The sequence below is a fragment of the Varibaculum sp. genome (assembly GCF_008661855.1).
Lineage (GTDB): Bacteria > Actinomycetota > Actinomycetes > Actinomycetales > Actinomycetaceae > Varibaculum > Varibaculum timonense_A.
The window spans coordinates 1-16,254 of sequence record NZ_RPZY01000054.1 but is presented as its reverse complement, the minus strand read 5'-3'; the positions used below and the strand labels follow the sequence as shown (position 1 = coordinate 16,254).

Annotated in this window: 17 protein-coding genes; 14 read left to right on the top strand and 3 right to left on the bottom strand. The window is 50.3% G+C overall.

What is annotated here, in order from left to right; translation table 11 throughout:
- Window positions 1-16 precede the first annotated feature (16 nt).
- A complete protein-coding gene (locus QZT94_RS06475; RefSeq protein WP_296760998.1) occupies window positions 17-856 on the bottom strand; it encodes a PD-(D/E)XK nuclease family protein in 840 nt (279 codons plus the stop codon).
- Between the two features lie 63 nt (window positions 857-919).
- On the opposite strand from QZT94_RS06475, the gene QZT94_RS06470 reads away from it, so the two are divergent.
- The 14 genes from QZT94_RS06470 (at window position 920) to QZT94_RS06405 (ending at window position 15,480) form a co-directional block, all read left to right on the top strand.
- On the top strand, window positions 920-2,029 hold the full coding sequence (locus QZT94_RS06470) for a tRNA (adenine-N1)-methyltransferase (protein WP_296760996.1): 1,110 nt from the start codon (window positions 920-922) through the stop codon (window positions 2,027-2,029).
- 74 nt (window positions 2,030-2,103) lie between these two features.
- Complete coding sequence (gene arc / locus QZT94_RS06465; protein ID WP_296760995.1) at window positions 2,104-3,645, top strand: proteasome ATPase; 1,542 nt, start codon at window positions 2,104-2,106, stop codon at window positions 3,643-3,645.
- Window positions 3,646-3,654: 9 nt separating this feature from the next.
- Window positions 3,655-5,235 (top strand): depupylase/deamidase Dop, encoded by a 1,581-nt coding sequence (gene dop / locus QZT94_RS06460; protein WP_296760993.1) that lies wholly within the window; start codon window positions 3,655-3,657, stop codon window positions 5,233-5,235.
- A gap of 52 nt (window positions 5,236-5,287) precedes the next feature.
- Entirely contained in the window at window positions 5,288-5,470 is a 183-nt protein-coding gene (locus tag QZT94_RS06455; protein WP_296760992.1) for a ubiquitin-like protein Pup, read from the top strand.
- A 2-nt stretch (window positions 5,471-5,472) separates the two neighbouring features.
- The gene (pafA, locus tag QZT94_RS06450; RefSeq protein ID WP_296760990.1) at window positions 5,473-6,849 is read left to right on the top strand and encodes a Pup--protein ligase; all 1,377 of its coding nucleotides are present in this window, start codon (window positions 5,473-5,475) and stop codon (window positions 6,847-6,849) included.
- A 2-nt stretch (window positions 6,850-6,851) separates the two neighbouring features.
- A complete protein-coding gene (locus tag QZT94_RS06445; protein WP_296760989.1) occupies window positions 6,852-7,937 on the top strand; it encodes a hypothetical protein in 1,086 nt (361 codons plus the stop codon).
- 118 nt (window positions 7,938-8,055) lie between these two features.
- On the top strand, window positions 8,056-8,826 hold the full coding sequence (gene hisF, locus QZT94_RS06440) for an imidazole glycerol phosphate synthase subunit HisF (RefSeq protein WP_296760987.1): 771 nt from the start codon (window positions 8,056-8,058) through the stop codon (window positions 8,824-8,826).
- Window positions 8,823-9,200, top strand: a complete 378-nt coding sequence (gene hisI, locus QZT94_RS06435) for a phosphoribosyl-AMP cyclohydrolase (protein ID WP_270625647.1) — start codon at window positions 8,823-8,825, stop codon at window positions 9,198-9,200. The genes hisF and hisI overlap by 4 nt, the downstream gene beginning before the upstream one ends.
- Window positions 9,201-9,253: 53 nt before the next feature.
- Window positions 9,254-10,096 (top strand): indole-3-glycerol phosphate synthase TrpC, encoded by an 843-nt coding sequence (gene trpC, locus QZT94_RS06430; protein WP_296760985.1) that lies wholly within the window; start codon window positions 9,254-9,256, stop codon window positions 10,094-10,096.
- An 11-nt stretch (window positions 10,097-10,107) separates the two neighbouring features.
- Window positions 10,108-10,989, top strand: a complete 882-nt coding sequence (gene lgt / locus QZT94_RS06425; protein ID WP_296760983.1) for a prolipoprotein diacylglyceryl transferase — start codon at window positions 10,108-10,110, stop codon at window positions 10,987-10,989.
- Between the two features lie 90 nt (window positions 10,990-11,079).
- On the top strand, window positions 11,080-12,525 hold the full coding sequence (gene pyk, locus QZT94_RS06420; protein WP_296760982.1) for a pyruvate kinase: 1,446 nt from the start codon (window positions 11,080-11,082) through the stop codon (window positions 12,523-12,525).
- A gap of 219 nt (window positions 12,526-12,744) precedes the next feature.
- A complete protein-coding gene (locus tag QZT94_RS06415) occupies window positions 12,745-12,951 on the top strand; it encodes a hypothetical protein (RefSeq protein ID WP_079985835.1) in 207 nt (68 codons plus the stop codon).
- Window positions 12,952-13,257: 306 nt separating this feature from the next.
- Complete coding sequence (locus QZT94_RS06410) at window positions 13,258-15,180, top strand: Rib/alpha-like domain-containing protein (RefSeq protein ID WP_296760979.1); 1,923 nt, start codon at window positions 13,258-13,260, stop codon at window positions 15,178-15,180.
- Between the two features lie 153 nt (window positions 15,181-15,333).
- Window positions 15,334-15,480 (top strand): hypothetical protein, encoded by a 147-nt coding sequence (locus QZT94_RS06405; protein WP_296760977.1) that lies wholly within the window; start codon window positions 15,334-15,336, stop codon window positions 15,478-15,480.
- A 4-nt stretch (window positions 15,481-15,484) separates the two neighbouring features.
- Here QZT94_RS06405 and QZT94_RS06400 read toward each other — a convergent pair whose 3' ends face one another.
- Both QZT94_RS06400 and QZT94_RS06395 read right to left on the bottom strand, forming a co-directional pair.
- Complete coding sequence (locus QZT94_RS06400; protein WP_296760976.1) at window positions 15,485-16,006, bottom strand: nitroreductase family protein; 522 nt, start codon at window positions 16,004-16,006, stop codon at window positions 15,485-15,487.
- Window positions 16,003-16,254 (bottom strand): hypothetical protein (locus tag QZT94_RS06395; RefSeq protein WP_296773300.1); only part of this gene is annotated, 252 nt, incomplete at its 5' end. The genes QZT94_RS06395 and QZT94_RS06400, both read right to left, overlap by 4 nt.

The window sequence follows — 16,254 nt, the reverse complement described above, 5'->3', positions numbered from 1 at the left end:
TAGATGTTAGCTAGCGTCAGTTTACCTGCGTAGATAATAGTTTTTGGACGCCCTCTTCAGAGATTTCGGGCGGGTTTGCCCCCAGGAGTGGACAGTGTGCCCGGTAGTCACACCAGTTACAAAGGGGCGAGCGACGCGGTGGAAAATCCCCGGAGCGCGCTTGGGAAGAAATCTGTTCCCATACAGCCAATATTTCCGCGTTGGTGGCATCTATATCTGCAATCGTGGGGGTATAGGTGTAAACCTGCCGGTCTTTGAGGAATAACAATTGTAAGCGAGCCGGTAAGTCTCCTTGGGTTAAATACCAGATTAGCGCGTAAAATCGGATTTGAAACTGGTAGGGACCGATATAGCGTTCGGCGGGTGCTTTGCCGGTTTTGTAGTCCACAATCCTAACTAACCCGGTGGGGGATATATCTACCCGGTCGATATATCCATGCAGCCTCAGATGGTCTTTATTGGTTACCCGCAAGTATTTTTCCCGGTGAGCCGGGTTCAACCTATCGGGGTTTTCCATTAAAAAATAGTTGGCAAGCAGCTCGCGGCATGATTCTAGGAATTGATTTTCTTCGCTTTTGTCACCCTTAAATAGTTCGGCATACAGCTCGGGATTTTCATCTATAGTGTCCTCCCAGATTTCATAAATCTTCTGGTCAGCGCTTTCAAATCTGCGTTCCTTTGCGGGCAAGTCAAACAGGTTTTCTAGAACTGAATGAACCAAAGTTCCTCGCCGGCGAACTGGGCTTTCTTTGGTGGGAAGTTTATCTATCACTTGGAATCGGAACTGCAAGGGACAGTTGCGGAAAGTACCGATACGGGAGGGTGAGAGGGCGGCGGAGTGATCAGCGGAAGTCATACCCTTATTCTAGGACGTTCTGGCGCGCGGTCTGGATAGTTAATAACAGATAGAATAGGGAAAATGAGCTTTAAACTACCAGCAGAGGGTGGCAAAATCCCTCATTCTGTAGCTGAGGGGACAACCCCCAGCCGTTCGCGAGGGGTTTTCCGCCTCGGAGATCGGGTACAGCTGCAAGGAGCGGCGGGGGATTTATATACAGTCACTGTCACCGAGAAAGGTTGGTTTAATACCGCTAAAGCTTCATTTGCCCTGGCACAGTTAATAGGACGTGAAGAGGGGAGCCTGGTTCGCTCCCGGGAGGGGCGGGAGTTTTTAGCTTTCCGTCCTCGCCGTTTGGATTACACCTTATCCATGCCGCGAGGGGCGGCGATTATTTACCCGAAAGACGCGGCTCAAATTCTCCAATCTGCGGATATATTTGCTGGTGCCCGCGTTTTTGAATGTGGGGCTGGTTCGGGGGCTCTCAGTATATCTTTGCTGGAGATGATTGGAGATAGCGGTCAGCTAGTTTCGTTGGAGGCGCGGGAAGATTTTGCCGATATTGCCCAGGCAAATGTGGATTTGTGGTTTGGTACCTCTCACCCGGCGTGGCAGCTTCAGCGCGGCAGGCTCGGTCAGCTTGATTTAGTGAGCCTTTACGGAAAGCACTATTTTGATCGGGCAGTCATTGATTTGTTGGATCCTTGGCAGTATCTGGATATTTTGCATCAAATATTGGTTCCCGGTGGGGTGCTTTGTTGCTATGTAACCACCGTTACCCAGATGTCTACCCTGGTAGAGTCCTTAAGGGAACATGGGGGTTTCGGGTTTACTCAAAGTGAGGAAACTATGCAGCGTCTGTGGCACACCGAGGGTCTAGCGCTGCGTCCGGAACATCACATGGTTGGTCACACCGGGTTTTTAGTTACTACCCGCAGTTTATCTGCGGGTGCTAGACGTCCGAAAAAACTTGGTTCTACCCCAAAAGAAGCCAAAATTAATGGTGGGCAGTGGGGAGTGGAAGCTAACTGGTCAGAGGTTGAGCTGGGGCAGCGCCGACCTTCTGAACGTAAAACCCGCCGGGTGCGCCGCGATGTGGTTAGGCGCGCCGATTATTGGGTGCGGGGAAACCAGGGCGAGGACGGTTGCCCGCCTCCGGAACCGTCCTCTAGTTCTCATGCGCCCTCTTAAGGTGTTAAACAGCGTATTTATGATGGTTTACGGGTTTTTTATAGGCTGGAGAGGCTTTGGGGGAAAGGAAAATAATGCCTAGGGATAGCGCTGAGGATATACAGGCGCTGAAAAGGGAAGTTACTTCCCTTAAGGGGAAGAATAAGCGACTTTCCTCAGCTTTGAGCGCGGCTCGCGAGCAGGTAGTGCAGTTGCATCAACAATTGTCACTTTTAGCTAAACCTCCCGCAAGCGTGGCATTAGTGGCGCAAGCGCCTAGTGTTAAGGGCGAAGTTAGGGTTTTTCTGGGTGGTAAACCGATGGTTCTTCCGCTGCATCCGCAGATTAACCCCACCCAGCTGCAAATAGGTTTAGAGGTGCTGGTAAATGCGGAAATGGTGGTCACTAAAATCCTGTCTTACCCCACTAGCGGCACTTTGGCACAGGTAAGAGAGGTTCTGCCTAATGGGCGTGCCTTGGTGCAATTAGGTAATACTGATACCGAGGTGGTGCCACTGGCCGCACCCCTAAGGGGAGCGCTTCAGGTGGGGGATTCAATTCTGCTTACCCCTCGCAGCCGGATAGGCATCCAAAAGATTCAAAGAGGAGAAGTCGAACAGCTCTTAGCTCCCCAAATCCCCAATGTTTCCTATCGCCAAATTGGGGGATTGGACAAGCAGATTGAAACTATCCGGGACGCGGTGGAATTACCGTTTCTCCACCCGGAGCTTTACCACCAATATGGACTTCGCGCCCCGAAAGGTATTTTGCTATATGGACCGCCTGGTTGCGGGAAAACTCTAATCGCGAAAGCGGTAGCCACTTCCCTGGGGAGCAGCGCTAATGGAAAATCTTCCTATTTTTTGTCGATTAAAGGGTCCGAGTTGCTCTCTAAGTTTGTGGGAGAAACTGAACGGCAGATTCGCGCTATTTTTTCGAGGGCGCGTCAGCTTGCCAGCAATGAGCATCCGGTAGTTATTTTCTTTGACGAAATGGAAGCGCTTTTCCGCACCCGTGGATCGGGTATTTCTTCCGATGTGGAAACGATGATTGTTCCGCAGCTGCTCGCAGAAATTGACGGGGTAGACACCCTATCTAATGTGATTGTTATTGGGGCTTCCAACCGTGAGGACATGATTGACCCGGCGGTGCTTCGTCCGGGCCGACTGGATGTGCGGGTACGGATTGGCCGCCCCCATCTGGTTCAGGCGGGAGAAATCTTTGATATCCATTTAGGGGACTCGGTTCCGCTGCAAAGCGGTGAAGAAACTTCGCCAAGCAGCACCCGCCAGCAGCTTCGCGAGAAACTGGTGGCGCTGCTGGGGGAGGAATCTAGTCGTACCCAGCTTTACGAGGTCGCCTATGAAGATGGGGGACGCGAAATCATTTATGCGGCGTCCTTGCTTTCAGGGGCAATGATTGCCTCTATTGTTGAACGGGCAAAGAAAGCAGCTATTAAAGACTCTTTGCAAGGACGCAAGGCAGTTAGCGGCTTGAGCTGGGCTCATGTTGAATGGGCTGCCTTAGAGGAAATCCGAGAAACCGCCGCTTTGGGCACTTCTAATGACCCGGGAGAGTGGGCTAGAACCCTCGGGGTTAGGGGAGGACGAATCGTTGATGTACGCAGCTTGCAATAGGAGAATCGGATGATAGTTAGTGCTGTTAAACGCCCGATGGGAACCGAAACCGAGTTTGGGATTATCCAGGCAGGGAACATTTATGCTAATCCGGTAGCGATTTCTAGCCAAATCGTTTGTGCCTACCGTGACCATTCGCGTCCAGGCGAAGCCGTTAGCTGGGATTACGACGGAGAAAATCCCCTGCAAGATATGCGGGGTTTTTCGATTAGTCCCCGGGAAGCTGATCCCTCGCAACTGACCAATAATCCCGAGCAGCTGGCGCCTTCCGGTCGCGAACTTAGGGCAGTAGCGCGTCCAAGTCAGCAAGAAGCCGCAATGCCTAAGCCAAGCGCCTGTGTACTTACTAATGGCGCGCGCCTCTACGTTGATCACGCGCACCCAGAATATTCCTCGCCCGAAACCCTAAATCCTCGCCAAGGCGCGCTCTATGATGCGGCCGGGGACGAGATTGCTCGTCGCGCGATGGAGCTGGCAGAGCAAAATGGCGAAAACATTCAGCTTTTTAAAAACAATGTTGATGGCAAAGGAGCAGCCTATGGCACTCACGAAAACTATCTGGTACGCCGTGACCTCGATTTTCATAAACTAGCGCAGTATTTGATTCCGTTCCTAGTGACCCGTCCAGTTATTTGCGGAGCAGGGAGGGTTGGTATCGGGCAGCGTTCGCAAATCCCCGGGTTTCAAATCTCTCAACGCGCCGATTATGTAGAAAACGATATTGGTTTAGAAACCACGTTTAACCGTCCGATTGTTAATACCCGGGACGAACCGCACGCTGATGCGAGCCGGTGGCGGCGGCTTCATATTATTGGCGGGGACGCGAACCGTTTCCACTATTCGACTTATATCCGTTTAGGTACTACCGCTGCTTTTCTTTGGTTAATCGAAAACGCCGATGCTGCCCAAATAGGCGCCCTAGAAAACCTGAGAATCGTTTCTGACCCGGTGGAAGAAACTTGGGCGGTATCTCATGATTTGACGCTAACCCACCGTATCCAGACCGCTTCCGGCCAGCTCACCGCTTTAGAGATTCAAAATGCTATTTTAGAGACGGTCGATACGATGGTTGCTCAAGCTGGCGGCGCTGATGAGGACACCAGTGCCCTTCTTAATAGCTGGCGCGCCCTCTTGAAATCCTTAGGAACAGATCGCCAGCTAGCTGCTCGCCAAATAGAGTGGGTAGCAAAATACCAGTTGCTTTCCCGAATGCGTGAACGTTTAGGGTGCGGGTGGGATAACCCTAAAATCCAGGCATTAGATTTACAGTGGGCAGCGCTGCGGACGGGAATATTTGAACAGCTTTGCGCAGCCGGAATGGTTGAGCAACTGTTTAGCGCCAAAGAAATATCGCAAGCGGTTTCAGAGCCTCCTTCGGTCGGAAGAGCCTGGGTGCGTGGTATGGCAGTAGCGAAACTTCCGCAGGTAAAGAAAGGATCTTGGCAATCACTGCTTCTAGATTTAGGGGGCGAACACCTTTTACGTTTTCCCTTAGGAGACCCCGACCGAGAAGCAAGCCAAGAGCAAAGAGAGGCCTTGCGCCGCGCCGATGCACTGGCATTTGTTAAAACCGCCGGTCAAAAGGCTTGATAGGAAAAAATCGCAGAAAAATCGTAGGCTTAACCCATATTAGGAGGACAAAATGGTTCAGGAACAAATAAATGCCCCCGGCGGGAATGGTGAAAACAGCGAGCAAGATTCGCTAAATGGTCAAGCACAGATAAACGTACCCGCTATTGACGCCCTATTAGAGCAGATAGATACGGTACTACAAACCGATGCTCAAGCCTTCGTAGAGGGCTTTGTACAAAAGGGCGGACAGTAACCTTGCGAAGAATTTTCGGGATTGAAACCGAGTACGGTATTACCTGCGCTGCCTCCAAAGGACACGCTCCTTTAGATGCGGAACAGGCAGCCCGCCGCCTCTTCAAACCGGTAGTTAATCGCCACCGCTCCTCCAATGTATTTTTAGGAAATGGAGGTCGCCTCTACCTGGATGTAGGATCACACCCCGAATATGCCACTGCCGAATGCGACAATCTACGCGACCTCTTGGCACAGGACAGCGCCGGTCAGGCACTTTTTGCGGATTTGCTGGCAAAAGTAAACCAAGAACTCAAAACCGAGGGAATCGATGGGCGCATTCATCTTTTCAAAAACAATCTCGACTCCCAAGGCAATTCCTGTGGGTGTCATGAAAACTATCTTTTGCATCGCTCCGCTGATTTTATGGGCATGGCCGATGGACTAATTACCTTTTTTATAACCCGGCAAATACTGGTGGGAGCAGGGCAGATAGACGAAAATGGCGACTATCATTTTTCCCAGCGCGCCAATCAAATCTACGACCCGATTTCGGCTGCCACCACCAGGGCACGCCCTATTATTAACACCAGAGATGAACCGCTCGCGGACTCGAACCAGTATCGCCGGATGCACGTAATCGTTGGGGACTCCAATATCTGTCAAGCCACCACTGCCCTGAAAGTGGGGATGACTGTAGCTTTACTTGATGCGCTTGATTGTTCATTGACATTGAACGATTTGGCGGTGTCTGACCCGATGAACGCGATTCGCGATATTAACGCTGATTTATCGGGGATGACTGTGTTACAGCTGAAACAGGGGGGTTCTTCCAGCGCAGTTCAGATTCAAAACTCCATTTATCAGCGAGTAATGAATACTTTAAGTGATGCGGGGGAGTTGGAAGCCACCCGTGAACGGATAACGGTCGCGGGTCTTGATCCTTTAGAACTATGGGGTAGGGCGCTCAAATGTTTTGAAACCCAAGACTTCAGCCAGGTAAATACCGAGCTTGATTGGGTTATAAAGAAGAATCTTTTGGAGCAAAACGCTAAGCGCCTGCAAGTAGCTATGAATTCTCCGGTAATTTCCCGCCTGGATTTGGCCTATCACGATATTGGTTCTAAAGGTTTATCGCCGGTCTTAGAAACTGCCGGTTTGATGCGTCAGTTAATCCCACTCAAAGAGATTGAGACTGCCCAAAGCTGTCCTCCGACTACTACCAGGGCAAATATCCGGGGCACGATTTTGCAGGCGGCAGCCAAACAGCGCAAAGATGTTTCTGTAGACTGGCTGCACGTACGAATTAACGAATCTAAACTTCCTACTGTCACCTTGGGCGATCCTTTTGCCAGTGAGGGGGAAGTTTTAGATAAGCTGCTGGGAGAGCTGCAGGAATGAATATGGACAATCAACCGCCGGTTAAGGATTCTACGTACCTTACCGAGGAAGAATCTAAAGCTTCCCAGACCCCTGAAACTATTTTTGGCTCCCCACTTCCGCAACCAACCCCGCTGACTCCGCCTAAACATCCTCATCTATCCCCAATTAAGGTGAGCTATCGACGTTTTCCCTCTAGAAAAGCTGAGGTAACCGCAAAAAAACCCTCCGCGTCCTTACATATTTTGAAATGGTGGTCAGCTTTAGTGGCGATAGCTGTGGTAGCGGCAGTGGTAATTTCCGGGTTTTACCTGTGGGAAGCATATCGCCTAGAGGCTACGAGCGGGGTATCTACCGAGTTAAAAATCAGCGGGAATCTGGGAGAGCAACCGGTACTTGAACTGGAAGGACAGTTGCCTTTTACTTTACCGAAATCTCACGCCGTGATTACTGGTACCGGTCCGCTTGTACAGCAAAGTGGCGACGTGCGGGTAATGGTCAGTGTCTTTGAGGGCGATACCGGCAAGTTTGCTTGCAAGAACGGGAAACCGCATCTGTATGCTGGTAAAGCTAATGCCCAGACTCTGCCGGGAGGACTTTTATCGGAGGTAGTAGACAAACGAGAAGGAACTCGTTTAGTTCTGCGCCGTCCAGCTAGTAATAGCAACGGGAAAACAGCAATGGAAATTGATGTTATCGATATTTTGCCGACCGCGGTTTACGCTACCGACATCAAAATTCCACAGCCTGCGGGGGTTAGTTTTAGCTTCCCGCAAGGGCTACCCAAATTTGAGGCAGCCGCGCAAACTCGTCCTAAAGAAGCTGCTACTTACGTATTGGTTCCCGGTAACGCCGAGCAGCTAAATCCAAAGAAAAAAGTGATAGCCCAATACGGGGTGTGGGAACTGGATTCTGGTAAGAATCGGGTCTACACCTGGGGAAAGACTGGTCCACAGGAAATCTTGGGGGACAGCGTTTACCAGTCGCTTGCCGAGCAGCTCACCGATTTGCGCGTAAATTCGCGGATTTTGGCGATTATTCCTGCCGATCAGGCCACGGGAGATAGTGCGTTAGCGGTGGTGATGGATGTTTTGGCAGCTGGGGAATGACGGCGTTTAATATCTTTTCTGCGCCGTCTATTGCGCTTTAAGTCCAAGATAAGACGCTTTTTGCTGCCTGAGGTAAGAGTTTTTTACACTGAAAACATAGAGTTGGCAAGGAGGGAAAATGGCGGTAGCGATTCGGGTTATTCCCTGCCTGGATGTAGACCATTCTCGGGTGGTTAAAGGGGTAAATTTTCAAAATTTGCGTGACGCTGGTGACCCGGTGGAACTCGCTGCGCATTACACTGTCAAGGGCGCAGACGAAATCACTTTCCTAGATGTTTCGGCTTCCAAAGAGGGACGCGCAACTATGGTGCAGACGGTGCAGCGCTGCGCCGAGCAAGTTTTTGTACCCCTGACTGTGGGCGGGGGAGTGCGTTCAGTGGCAGATGTGGAACAGCTCCTGGGTGCGGGTGCCGACAAAGTAGGGGTTAATACCGCCGCGATTGCCGACCCGAATATTGTCGATAGAATTGCGAAGCGTTTCGGTAATCAAGTCTTGGTTATTTCCGTTGATGCTCGGCGCTGCCCTGACGGAGTGGAAACCGCTAGCGGATTTGAACTTACTACTCATGGGGGAACCCGTTCTACCGGCATCGATGCCTTGCAGTGGTGCAGTGAAGTCACCTCCCGTGGAGCCGGAGAAATCCTGCTGAACTCAATGGACGCTGATGGGGTGAGGACGGGATTTGATTTAGAAATGTTGGGGCAGGTGCGCTCGCGGGTATCCGTTCCTTTAATCGCTTCGGGGGGAGCGGGCAAGGTGGAACATTTTGTCGAAGCGGCGCGCGCCGGGGCGGATGCGGTGTTGGCGGCCAGTGTTTTCCATTTCGGTCATTTAACCATAGCGCAGGTTAAATCGGCGTTAAGGGAAGCGGGGTACGAGGTTCGATGAATGGGCAGGGTTTAGATCCCCAGCTGGCTGCTCGTTTGAAACGTGATGCGGCGGGGCTTATATGTGCGGTGATTCAAGACCATCAAAATGGGCAGGTTTTGATGGTGGGTTATATGGATGATGAGGCGTTAAGTCGCACTCTCAGCAGCGGTCGGGTGACTTTCTGGTCGCGTTCTCGCCGTGAGTATTGGCGCAAAGGTGATACCTCAGGTCACGCGCAGTATGTTAAAGGAGTTCAGATTGATTGTGACGGCGATGCGTTGCTAGTGCAGGTAGAACAAGTTGGTGCCGCCTGTCATACCGGCAAGCGGAGCTGTTTTGAATCCGGGGGGAGCTTGCCCGCACGGATTGGCAAGCGCCCAGATACTAGATAGGGTTTTGGCTTCGGGAGGCAAAAACGTACCATGACCTTAGAGGTGATGCTCTAATGAACGCTCTTGAACGCCTATTGGCGGGGGTGCGCAAAGAGGTTGCGCGACGTGAATCTGAGGTCAGTTTTACCGAAATTAAAAAGCTGGCTGCTCAACGTCCTACTCCCAAAGATGGGGTGCGGGCGTTACGTACCGAGGGCGCAGTTTCGGTAATCGCAGAGATAAAACGGGCTACCCCAGGGGAGGGTTTTCTTAGGGACTTGCCCGATGTGGCAGCTCTGGCGCGTGCCTATCAGGCAGGGGGAGCCTCCGTAATCTCGGTTTCGACTGAAAAGAACTTTTTTTGTGGCTCTATCGAGGATTTAGTGCAGGTTCGGGGCGCAGTTGAAGTCCCGGTTCTCTATAAGGATTTTGTGCTAACTCCCTATCAGGTGCACGAAGCCCGCGCCCTAGGGGCTGATTTGGTTTTGATTCTGCAAACTTTAGCAGAACAAAATGTGGTAACTTCCCTGGTAGAGCGGGCTCATTCTTTGGGACTCACCGCTATTGTCGAGGTGCATTCGCGTTTAGAGGCTTTCCGCGCCCTTGACGCGGGAGCACGGGTAATTGGGGTTAATGCCCAAGACCTTAGAACGCTTGATTTCAATATGGAGAATTTTGCCCAAATAGTTGATGTAATCCCCGAACAGGTGGTTGCGGTGGCAGAATCCGGGGTGGCGAGGCCGCATGACGTGTTTAATTATGCCCAGCAGGGTGCAGATGCAGTATTAATTGGTTCGGCATTGGTAAAGTCGAATGACCCGCAATCTTTGGTGGCAGAAATGGTGGCTGCCGGTTCTCATCCGGCCTTGGCTATTTCTCGCAAATCGCGGGTTAGCAAAGATTATCAGCGCGACTAGAAAGTTTTGGAATGAATCCGTTTTTTATTCCGTCCCCCTCCCAGGGAGTTTGGTATTTAGGTACCCTCCCTATCCGTGCCTATGCATTGGCTATTTTGTTGGGGATTTTTTTGGCTTGTCTATGGGCATCTCGGCGCTATCAGGCACGGGGTGGAAATCCGGATATGATTGTAGATTTGGCGCTGTGGGTTATTCCAATTGGGATTGTTGGGGCACGTATCTATCATGTATGTACCAAGTGGCAGGACTATTTTGGTCCGCACGGCAACCCCAGTGAGATTCCTTTGATTTGGCATGGAGGCCTAGGGATTTGGGGTGGCGTATTGGCTGGGAGCCTCACTGCCTGCCTGGTGCTTCGCTATCGGGGTCTAAAGATTGCTCCGGTGGCGGATGCGATTGCCCCAACTATTTTGTTGGGACAGGTTTTTGGTCGTCTCGGTAACTATTTCAACCAGGAGCTTTTTGGTCGCCCCACCACTTTGCCCTGGGGGTTAGAAATTGATTTATCGCATCGACCTTTTGGTTTTGAACAATACGCGACTTTTCACCCCACTTTTCTCTATGAAATGTTGTGGAATCTGGCAGCTATAGCGGCACTTATCTGGATAGAGAGACGTTTTCGCCCTCGGGGGGGAATGATGATGGGATTCTATCTGTGTGCCTACAGTATGGGGCGCTTTTGGGTAGAGAACTTGCGTATTGATCAGGCGAATCAGTTCTTAGGTTTGCGCCTTAACGTCTGGACTTCGCTACTGGTGTTTGGTTTGGGGATTCTCCTTATCATCTGGTGCAATCGGAAAAATTTTGATCGTATAGAGCCCTCGTCCTCGCAAGAAGGGAAGGGATTTACTGGGGCAGGTAAAACCGAAAACGCGGAGAGTGCGGGGCTATAAAACTCTCAGATTGTCCCGGTAGCAAGGGGCTAACTGAGATTTTTATCTGCTCTAGGTGGAAAGGACGCAGGAACTAGATAGGATAGAGGTATGCGCAGAGCGAAGATTGTTTGTACTTTAGGACCGGCGACGAATTCTCCGTCTCAAATCAAAAAACTGGCTGAGGCCGGTATGAACGTGGCTCGGATTAACCGATCCCATGGTTCTCAAGAGGAAGCGGAAGAAACTATTTCCAATATTCGACAGATGGCGTTGCAAAGCGGGAATGCCATCGCGGTTTTGGTTGATTTACAAGGTCCCAAGATTCGTTTAGAGACTTTCGCTGCTGGTCCGCAAACTTTAGAAAAGGGCGATACTTTCACGATTACCACTCGCGAGGTTCCCGGGGATAAAGAAATCGTGGGGACCACCTTCAAAGGTTTACCTGGCGATTGCAGCCCTGGTGACACCTTGTTAATTGATGATGGAAATGTGCAAGTTCGGGTTAAAGAAGTAACCGAGACTGATGTAATTACCCAGGTAGAAGTACCGGGAGTGGTTTCTGACCACAAGGGATTGAACTTGCCAGGGGTCGCGGTTTCGGTTCCGGCATTATCGCCTAAAGATGAAGATGATTTGCGCTGGGCTCTTAAACAGGGAGCCGATATTATTGCCTTGTCTTTTGTGCGCAGTGCCGATGATTTTGCTGATGTGAAGCGGATTATGGACGAAGAGGGGATTCATATTCCGGTTATCGCCAAGATTGAAAAACCACAAGCAGTCGAACATCTAGTTGAAATTATTCAAGCTTTTGATGGCATTATGGTTGCGCGCGGTGACTTGGGGGTTGAAATGCCCCTCGAGGCAGTACCGCTGGTTCAAAAAAGGGCGATTGAACTGGCTCGGCGCTACGCGAAGCCAGTTATTGTTGCCACTCAGGTTTTTGACTCTATGATTCACAATCCTCGTCCTACCCGTGCTGAGGCCTCTGACTGCGCTAACGCTATCCTTGATGGGGCAGACGCGGTAATGCTTTCGGGGGAAACTTCAGTGGGGGCTTACCCGATTGAGGCGGTTCGTTTGATGGCTTCCGTGATTTGTAATGTAGAAGAAAACGGTGGTGACCGGATTGCACCGCTTAGCACCTATACTCATGATCGTGCTGGAGTGTTATCGGTTTCGGCGGCTAGAGCAGCTGAAATGTTGGATTTGAAGTTCATGATTGCTTTTACGCAATACGGAAAAACTGCACGTACTATGTCGCGTTTGCGTTCTCCTATTCCCATGTTGGCTTTTACTCCTCTAGAATCCACCCGTAACCAGTTAGCTGTTTCTTGGGGAATTAACACTTATCGAGTGCCTAATGTTTCCCATACTGATGATATGGTATGGCAGGTTGACCAGGTATTACAGGCTCAGAATCTTGCAGAGCGGGGAGATAAAGTAATAATCATTGGCGGGATGCCTCCCGGGGTACCCGGGTCTACTAACTTTATGCGGATTCACACGGTAGGGTTAGAGGCTGATTATCGTCAAGCTACTACCCCCAGCGTTTAGTTTTTTCTACAGTCAGCTATACTAGGTCTTGACAGGTCTATAGTCCCGGTAATAGGGTTTAGGACTTGTCCAGCTTTTTGCAGTTTGTTAAAAGCTGGGTTTCTGGGCTGTGTTTCGGCATTATCCAGATAACTGAAATATAGGGTTTTTAACCCCGGGGTTACCGGTGCGAACAATGTGCCAACCCCGTGAGAAGAAGAAGTGAATGGAGTATCAAAAATGGAAAAAATTAACATTGTTGAGATTGGCACTGGTCGTCAAGCAAATAATCTGCTGGTGAATTCGATATCTGATGCCATCAGTCCTTGGTTTGCAGATGTTTACCAGGATTGCCAGGTTCGTGAAGCGATTGCAGGTTTAGCAGATGAGGCTTTACGTCCGCGTGCTGCCCAGTATTTGGGTTTGCAACTTGACCAGGCTGCCTAGAGCATTGCTGGTTATCGGGGCAAGGAAGTATCTTGCCCTCTATTTCTAGCAAAAGGTTTCCCGCCAGGGATTTATCCTAGCGGGAAACCTGCTTTTTCTTTGTCCCTAATTGCATTGGGCATTTACCCATTGCTTTCCTACCTAGCTCTTTTAGGGGCTAAGAGACTTCGGTTTCGGGGCGCTAGGGTTTGGCATTTAGGTGTTATTGCTAATACTCAGTGTCATCGCCCAGATGCTATTTGCTAGTATGGGGCGGTAACTGTTTACGCAAAACTATGATGAGTTTTCTTAGTCAGAAAGGTTGACATGACCCGAAATAGTTTTATTAGCCGGTCAGGAGCGGGCTTCCTGCGGGGCGTTAGCGCCCTGTTCGGTTTGACTTTAGCTCTGGCGCTAATTCCGGCTGCTAGCTTGGCTTATGCCGCCCCCAGTGCAAAATATGCCGGATATAGCTCCCATGTTCCTAGCGTAGTTATCGTAGAGGGTAAAACTACGAAAACCAAGGTAACGGAACGCGCTGGCAAGACTTACCCCGCAGGCATGACATTTAGTTATGTAAAACGGTTTAAAGATTTTTGGGCTCCCATTAATGCCAGCACTGGCGAAATCACTATTGATACCACTAAGACTACTCATGCTTTCACTAATGGAAAAGCCGAGTACACGCCGCGTTTGGATGTTATTTATCCCGACCATGCGCAGTCTAATCCCTCTTTTGAAACTATCGACGCTGGTAAAATAACGGTTTTGCAAGACAGCGATAAAGATGGAGTTCCGGACAGGGACGAAACTGGGGCTGTTAAAGATCAGTGCGCCAATACTCCGGCGGGAGTCAAAATTGATGAGACTAACGGTTGCCCGGTTCCGCCTACCCTAAAAGCTGCAACCGTAACTGGTAAGGTGGGAACGCAAATCGCCAACACCAAGATGGCAATTACTAACGAGGGCAAACTAGCCTTAAAGGCTTGCGAATTTGTTGATGCAGCTAAAAGCGCTGGTCTAAGTGTGGGACTCGGGGTTGATGATGATGCTTGCGTGATTAGTGGTACCCCTACTAAAGCCGGACAAAGCGAGGTAGACGTTAAGCTAAGCTACACAGATGGCAAGAACGCTATTGTTTCGGTTACCGCTAAAGCAACTATCGATATCGCGGATAAAGACAGTGACGGTGACGGTTATCCAGATGCCAAGGATGAATGTCCCCAGAGTCCGCAAGGCGCAACTACCGATAATAAAGGCTGCGCAGTTCCCCCCCGGATGGAAAATGCTACGGTTACCGGAACCGCTGATACCGCGATTAACGAGGTTTCTTTACCAATCGAGAACTTAGGTAATTTGAACTTGATGGAATGCACTGGCACCTTGCCGGAAGGCTTGTCGCTAGCTTTGAACCAAGACCAGAACGCTTGTATAGTCTCTGGCACTCCGAAAGCTGCCAGTGATCAAACCGTTCCGGTTACCTTGAAGTACACCAGTGACAAGGGAACTGAAGAAACGGTCAGCGCTGAGCTGACCCTAAAGATTGCCGAAAAACCGGTCGTAACCCCGAAAGATAACGAAACCTACCAGGACTTGGCTTACGCTGATGCAGCGGTTATGGCCGGGGAAAGCGGTAAGGTAGCTTCCCCTACGGCAAAGGCAGGTAAACTACCACCGAACACTACTTTCCAGCTGACGGCAGATAGTAAAACCAAATTCCCCTGGATTAGTGAAGATGCCGATAATCCCGGCGGATGGAAATTGAATCCCGACGAGGCAGTGCCCGCCGGTGAATACCATCCGCAGGTAACCGTGACTTTCCCAGACCAGTCTACTTTGACTTTGGATATGAAAATTACGGTGACTGCTAAAGATCCGGGTAACCCTGATCCGGGTACTCCCGATCCGGGACAACCAGATCCAGGTAACCCCAATCCAGGGCAGCCTGATCCGGAGAAGCCAGGTACTGATAAGCCGATGAAGCCGGGAACTAATCCTGCGCAGACTGATTCCGATAAAGATGGCATTATTGATGCTAAGGATAAATGTCCCAATACGGCTGCTGGAGTCAAAGTAGATGCTAAAGGATGCCCGATAGCACCTGCTGATAACGCAAAATCTAAGACTGGCGGAAAACAAACCGCTAAGCCAATGCCCATAACTGGTGGCGTTGCCGGTTCTTTGGCGGCGCTATCGCTGCTAGTAACCGTGGCGGGCGTGGCTCTAGTTGCACGGCGGTACGCCAAATAGCATTATTTATCCTTTGAATTTTTGGATAAATAGTGCTGGTTAATTCACACGGGTTGGTCGGGGATAATAATCCCCGACCAACCCGTAACTATTTCTAAACGATGTTCCAGCTGAATTGAGCAACGCTCAGTAAATCGTGGTAATCCTCTAAGTATGGAGCTTTCAGAAGACTTTAAAACTGCCGATAAAATGACCGCAGATGAACTGAATGCCATACTTGCACGCAGCTATTTGCAGTCCTTATCTGGTGGGGGACGGGACTATAACTCGGTATTTGATGAGTGCGAGGCCTCGCTCTAAAGGCTTAATCCTGGTGGTTTTCCCACAGTAATTGTTCCAAGGGTTTGCGTTCCCGCTCTTTAGTCAGGCCAGCTGGTTCTTTACCCACGCTGCACATAGTAAACGCTGTGTAGGGAGCGGAAATCTGGAACTGCCGGCTAACTAGCTCCCGGTCAAAAGTGGCAAAGGGGCGCATATGCAGCCCCATGACTTCTGCTTGTAACAACATATTTTGTACCGCACTACCCAAATCATAAGGGCCAAAATCTAGACCGTGACGAGAGGGATACTCCCGATGGATATTGAGAATCAGCCCGGAAGCATCAAGTGCCCAATCGGAAAAACCGGCTACTGCCCGGCGTAACACTTCATAGTTTTTATCGCCGCGAATTCCCGGCACAAACCACCATTCCTGAGCATTCATGGCGCTAGGAGCCCAACGCGCCGCCTCTAAAAGCTGATTCATTTGCTCGTTACTAATCGAAAAGTCCGGATCGTATGCGCGCGGACTCCAGCGGTCGCTAATGATTTTAGAAATTTCAGTCATGTTTCTATCATAACCAGCTGCCCAGAAAATGGAACTAGCAGCGAAAATAAATGGTCGGGCTGACAGTGTGTGGTTTCAGGAGATGTGTCCGTTTTTCTTGGGGTTGTGGTTTTAAGGTCTTTCAGGACTTGTGTCCGCTTGTAATAAGGAAAAACTCTTTTAATGTCCCAGGTCATTTGTCCGAAAACCTGTAATCTCAAGCATGTCATATTCAAAGAATCGTGCCATTGTCCTTGCAGTGACGGAAG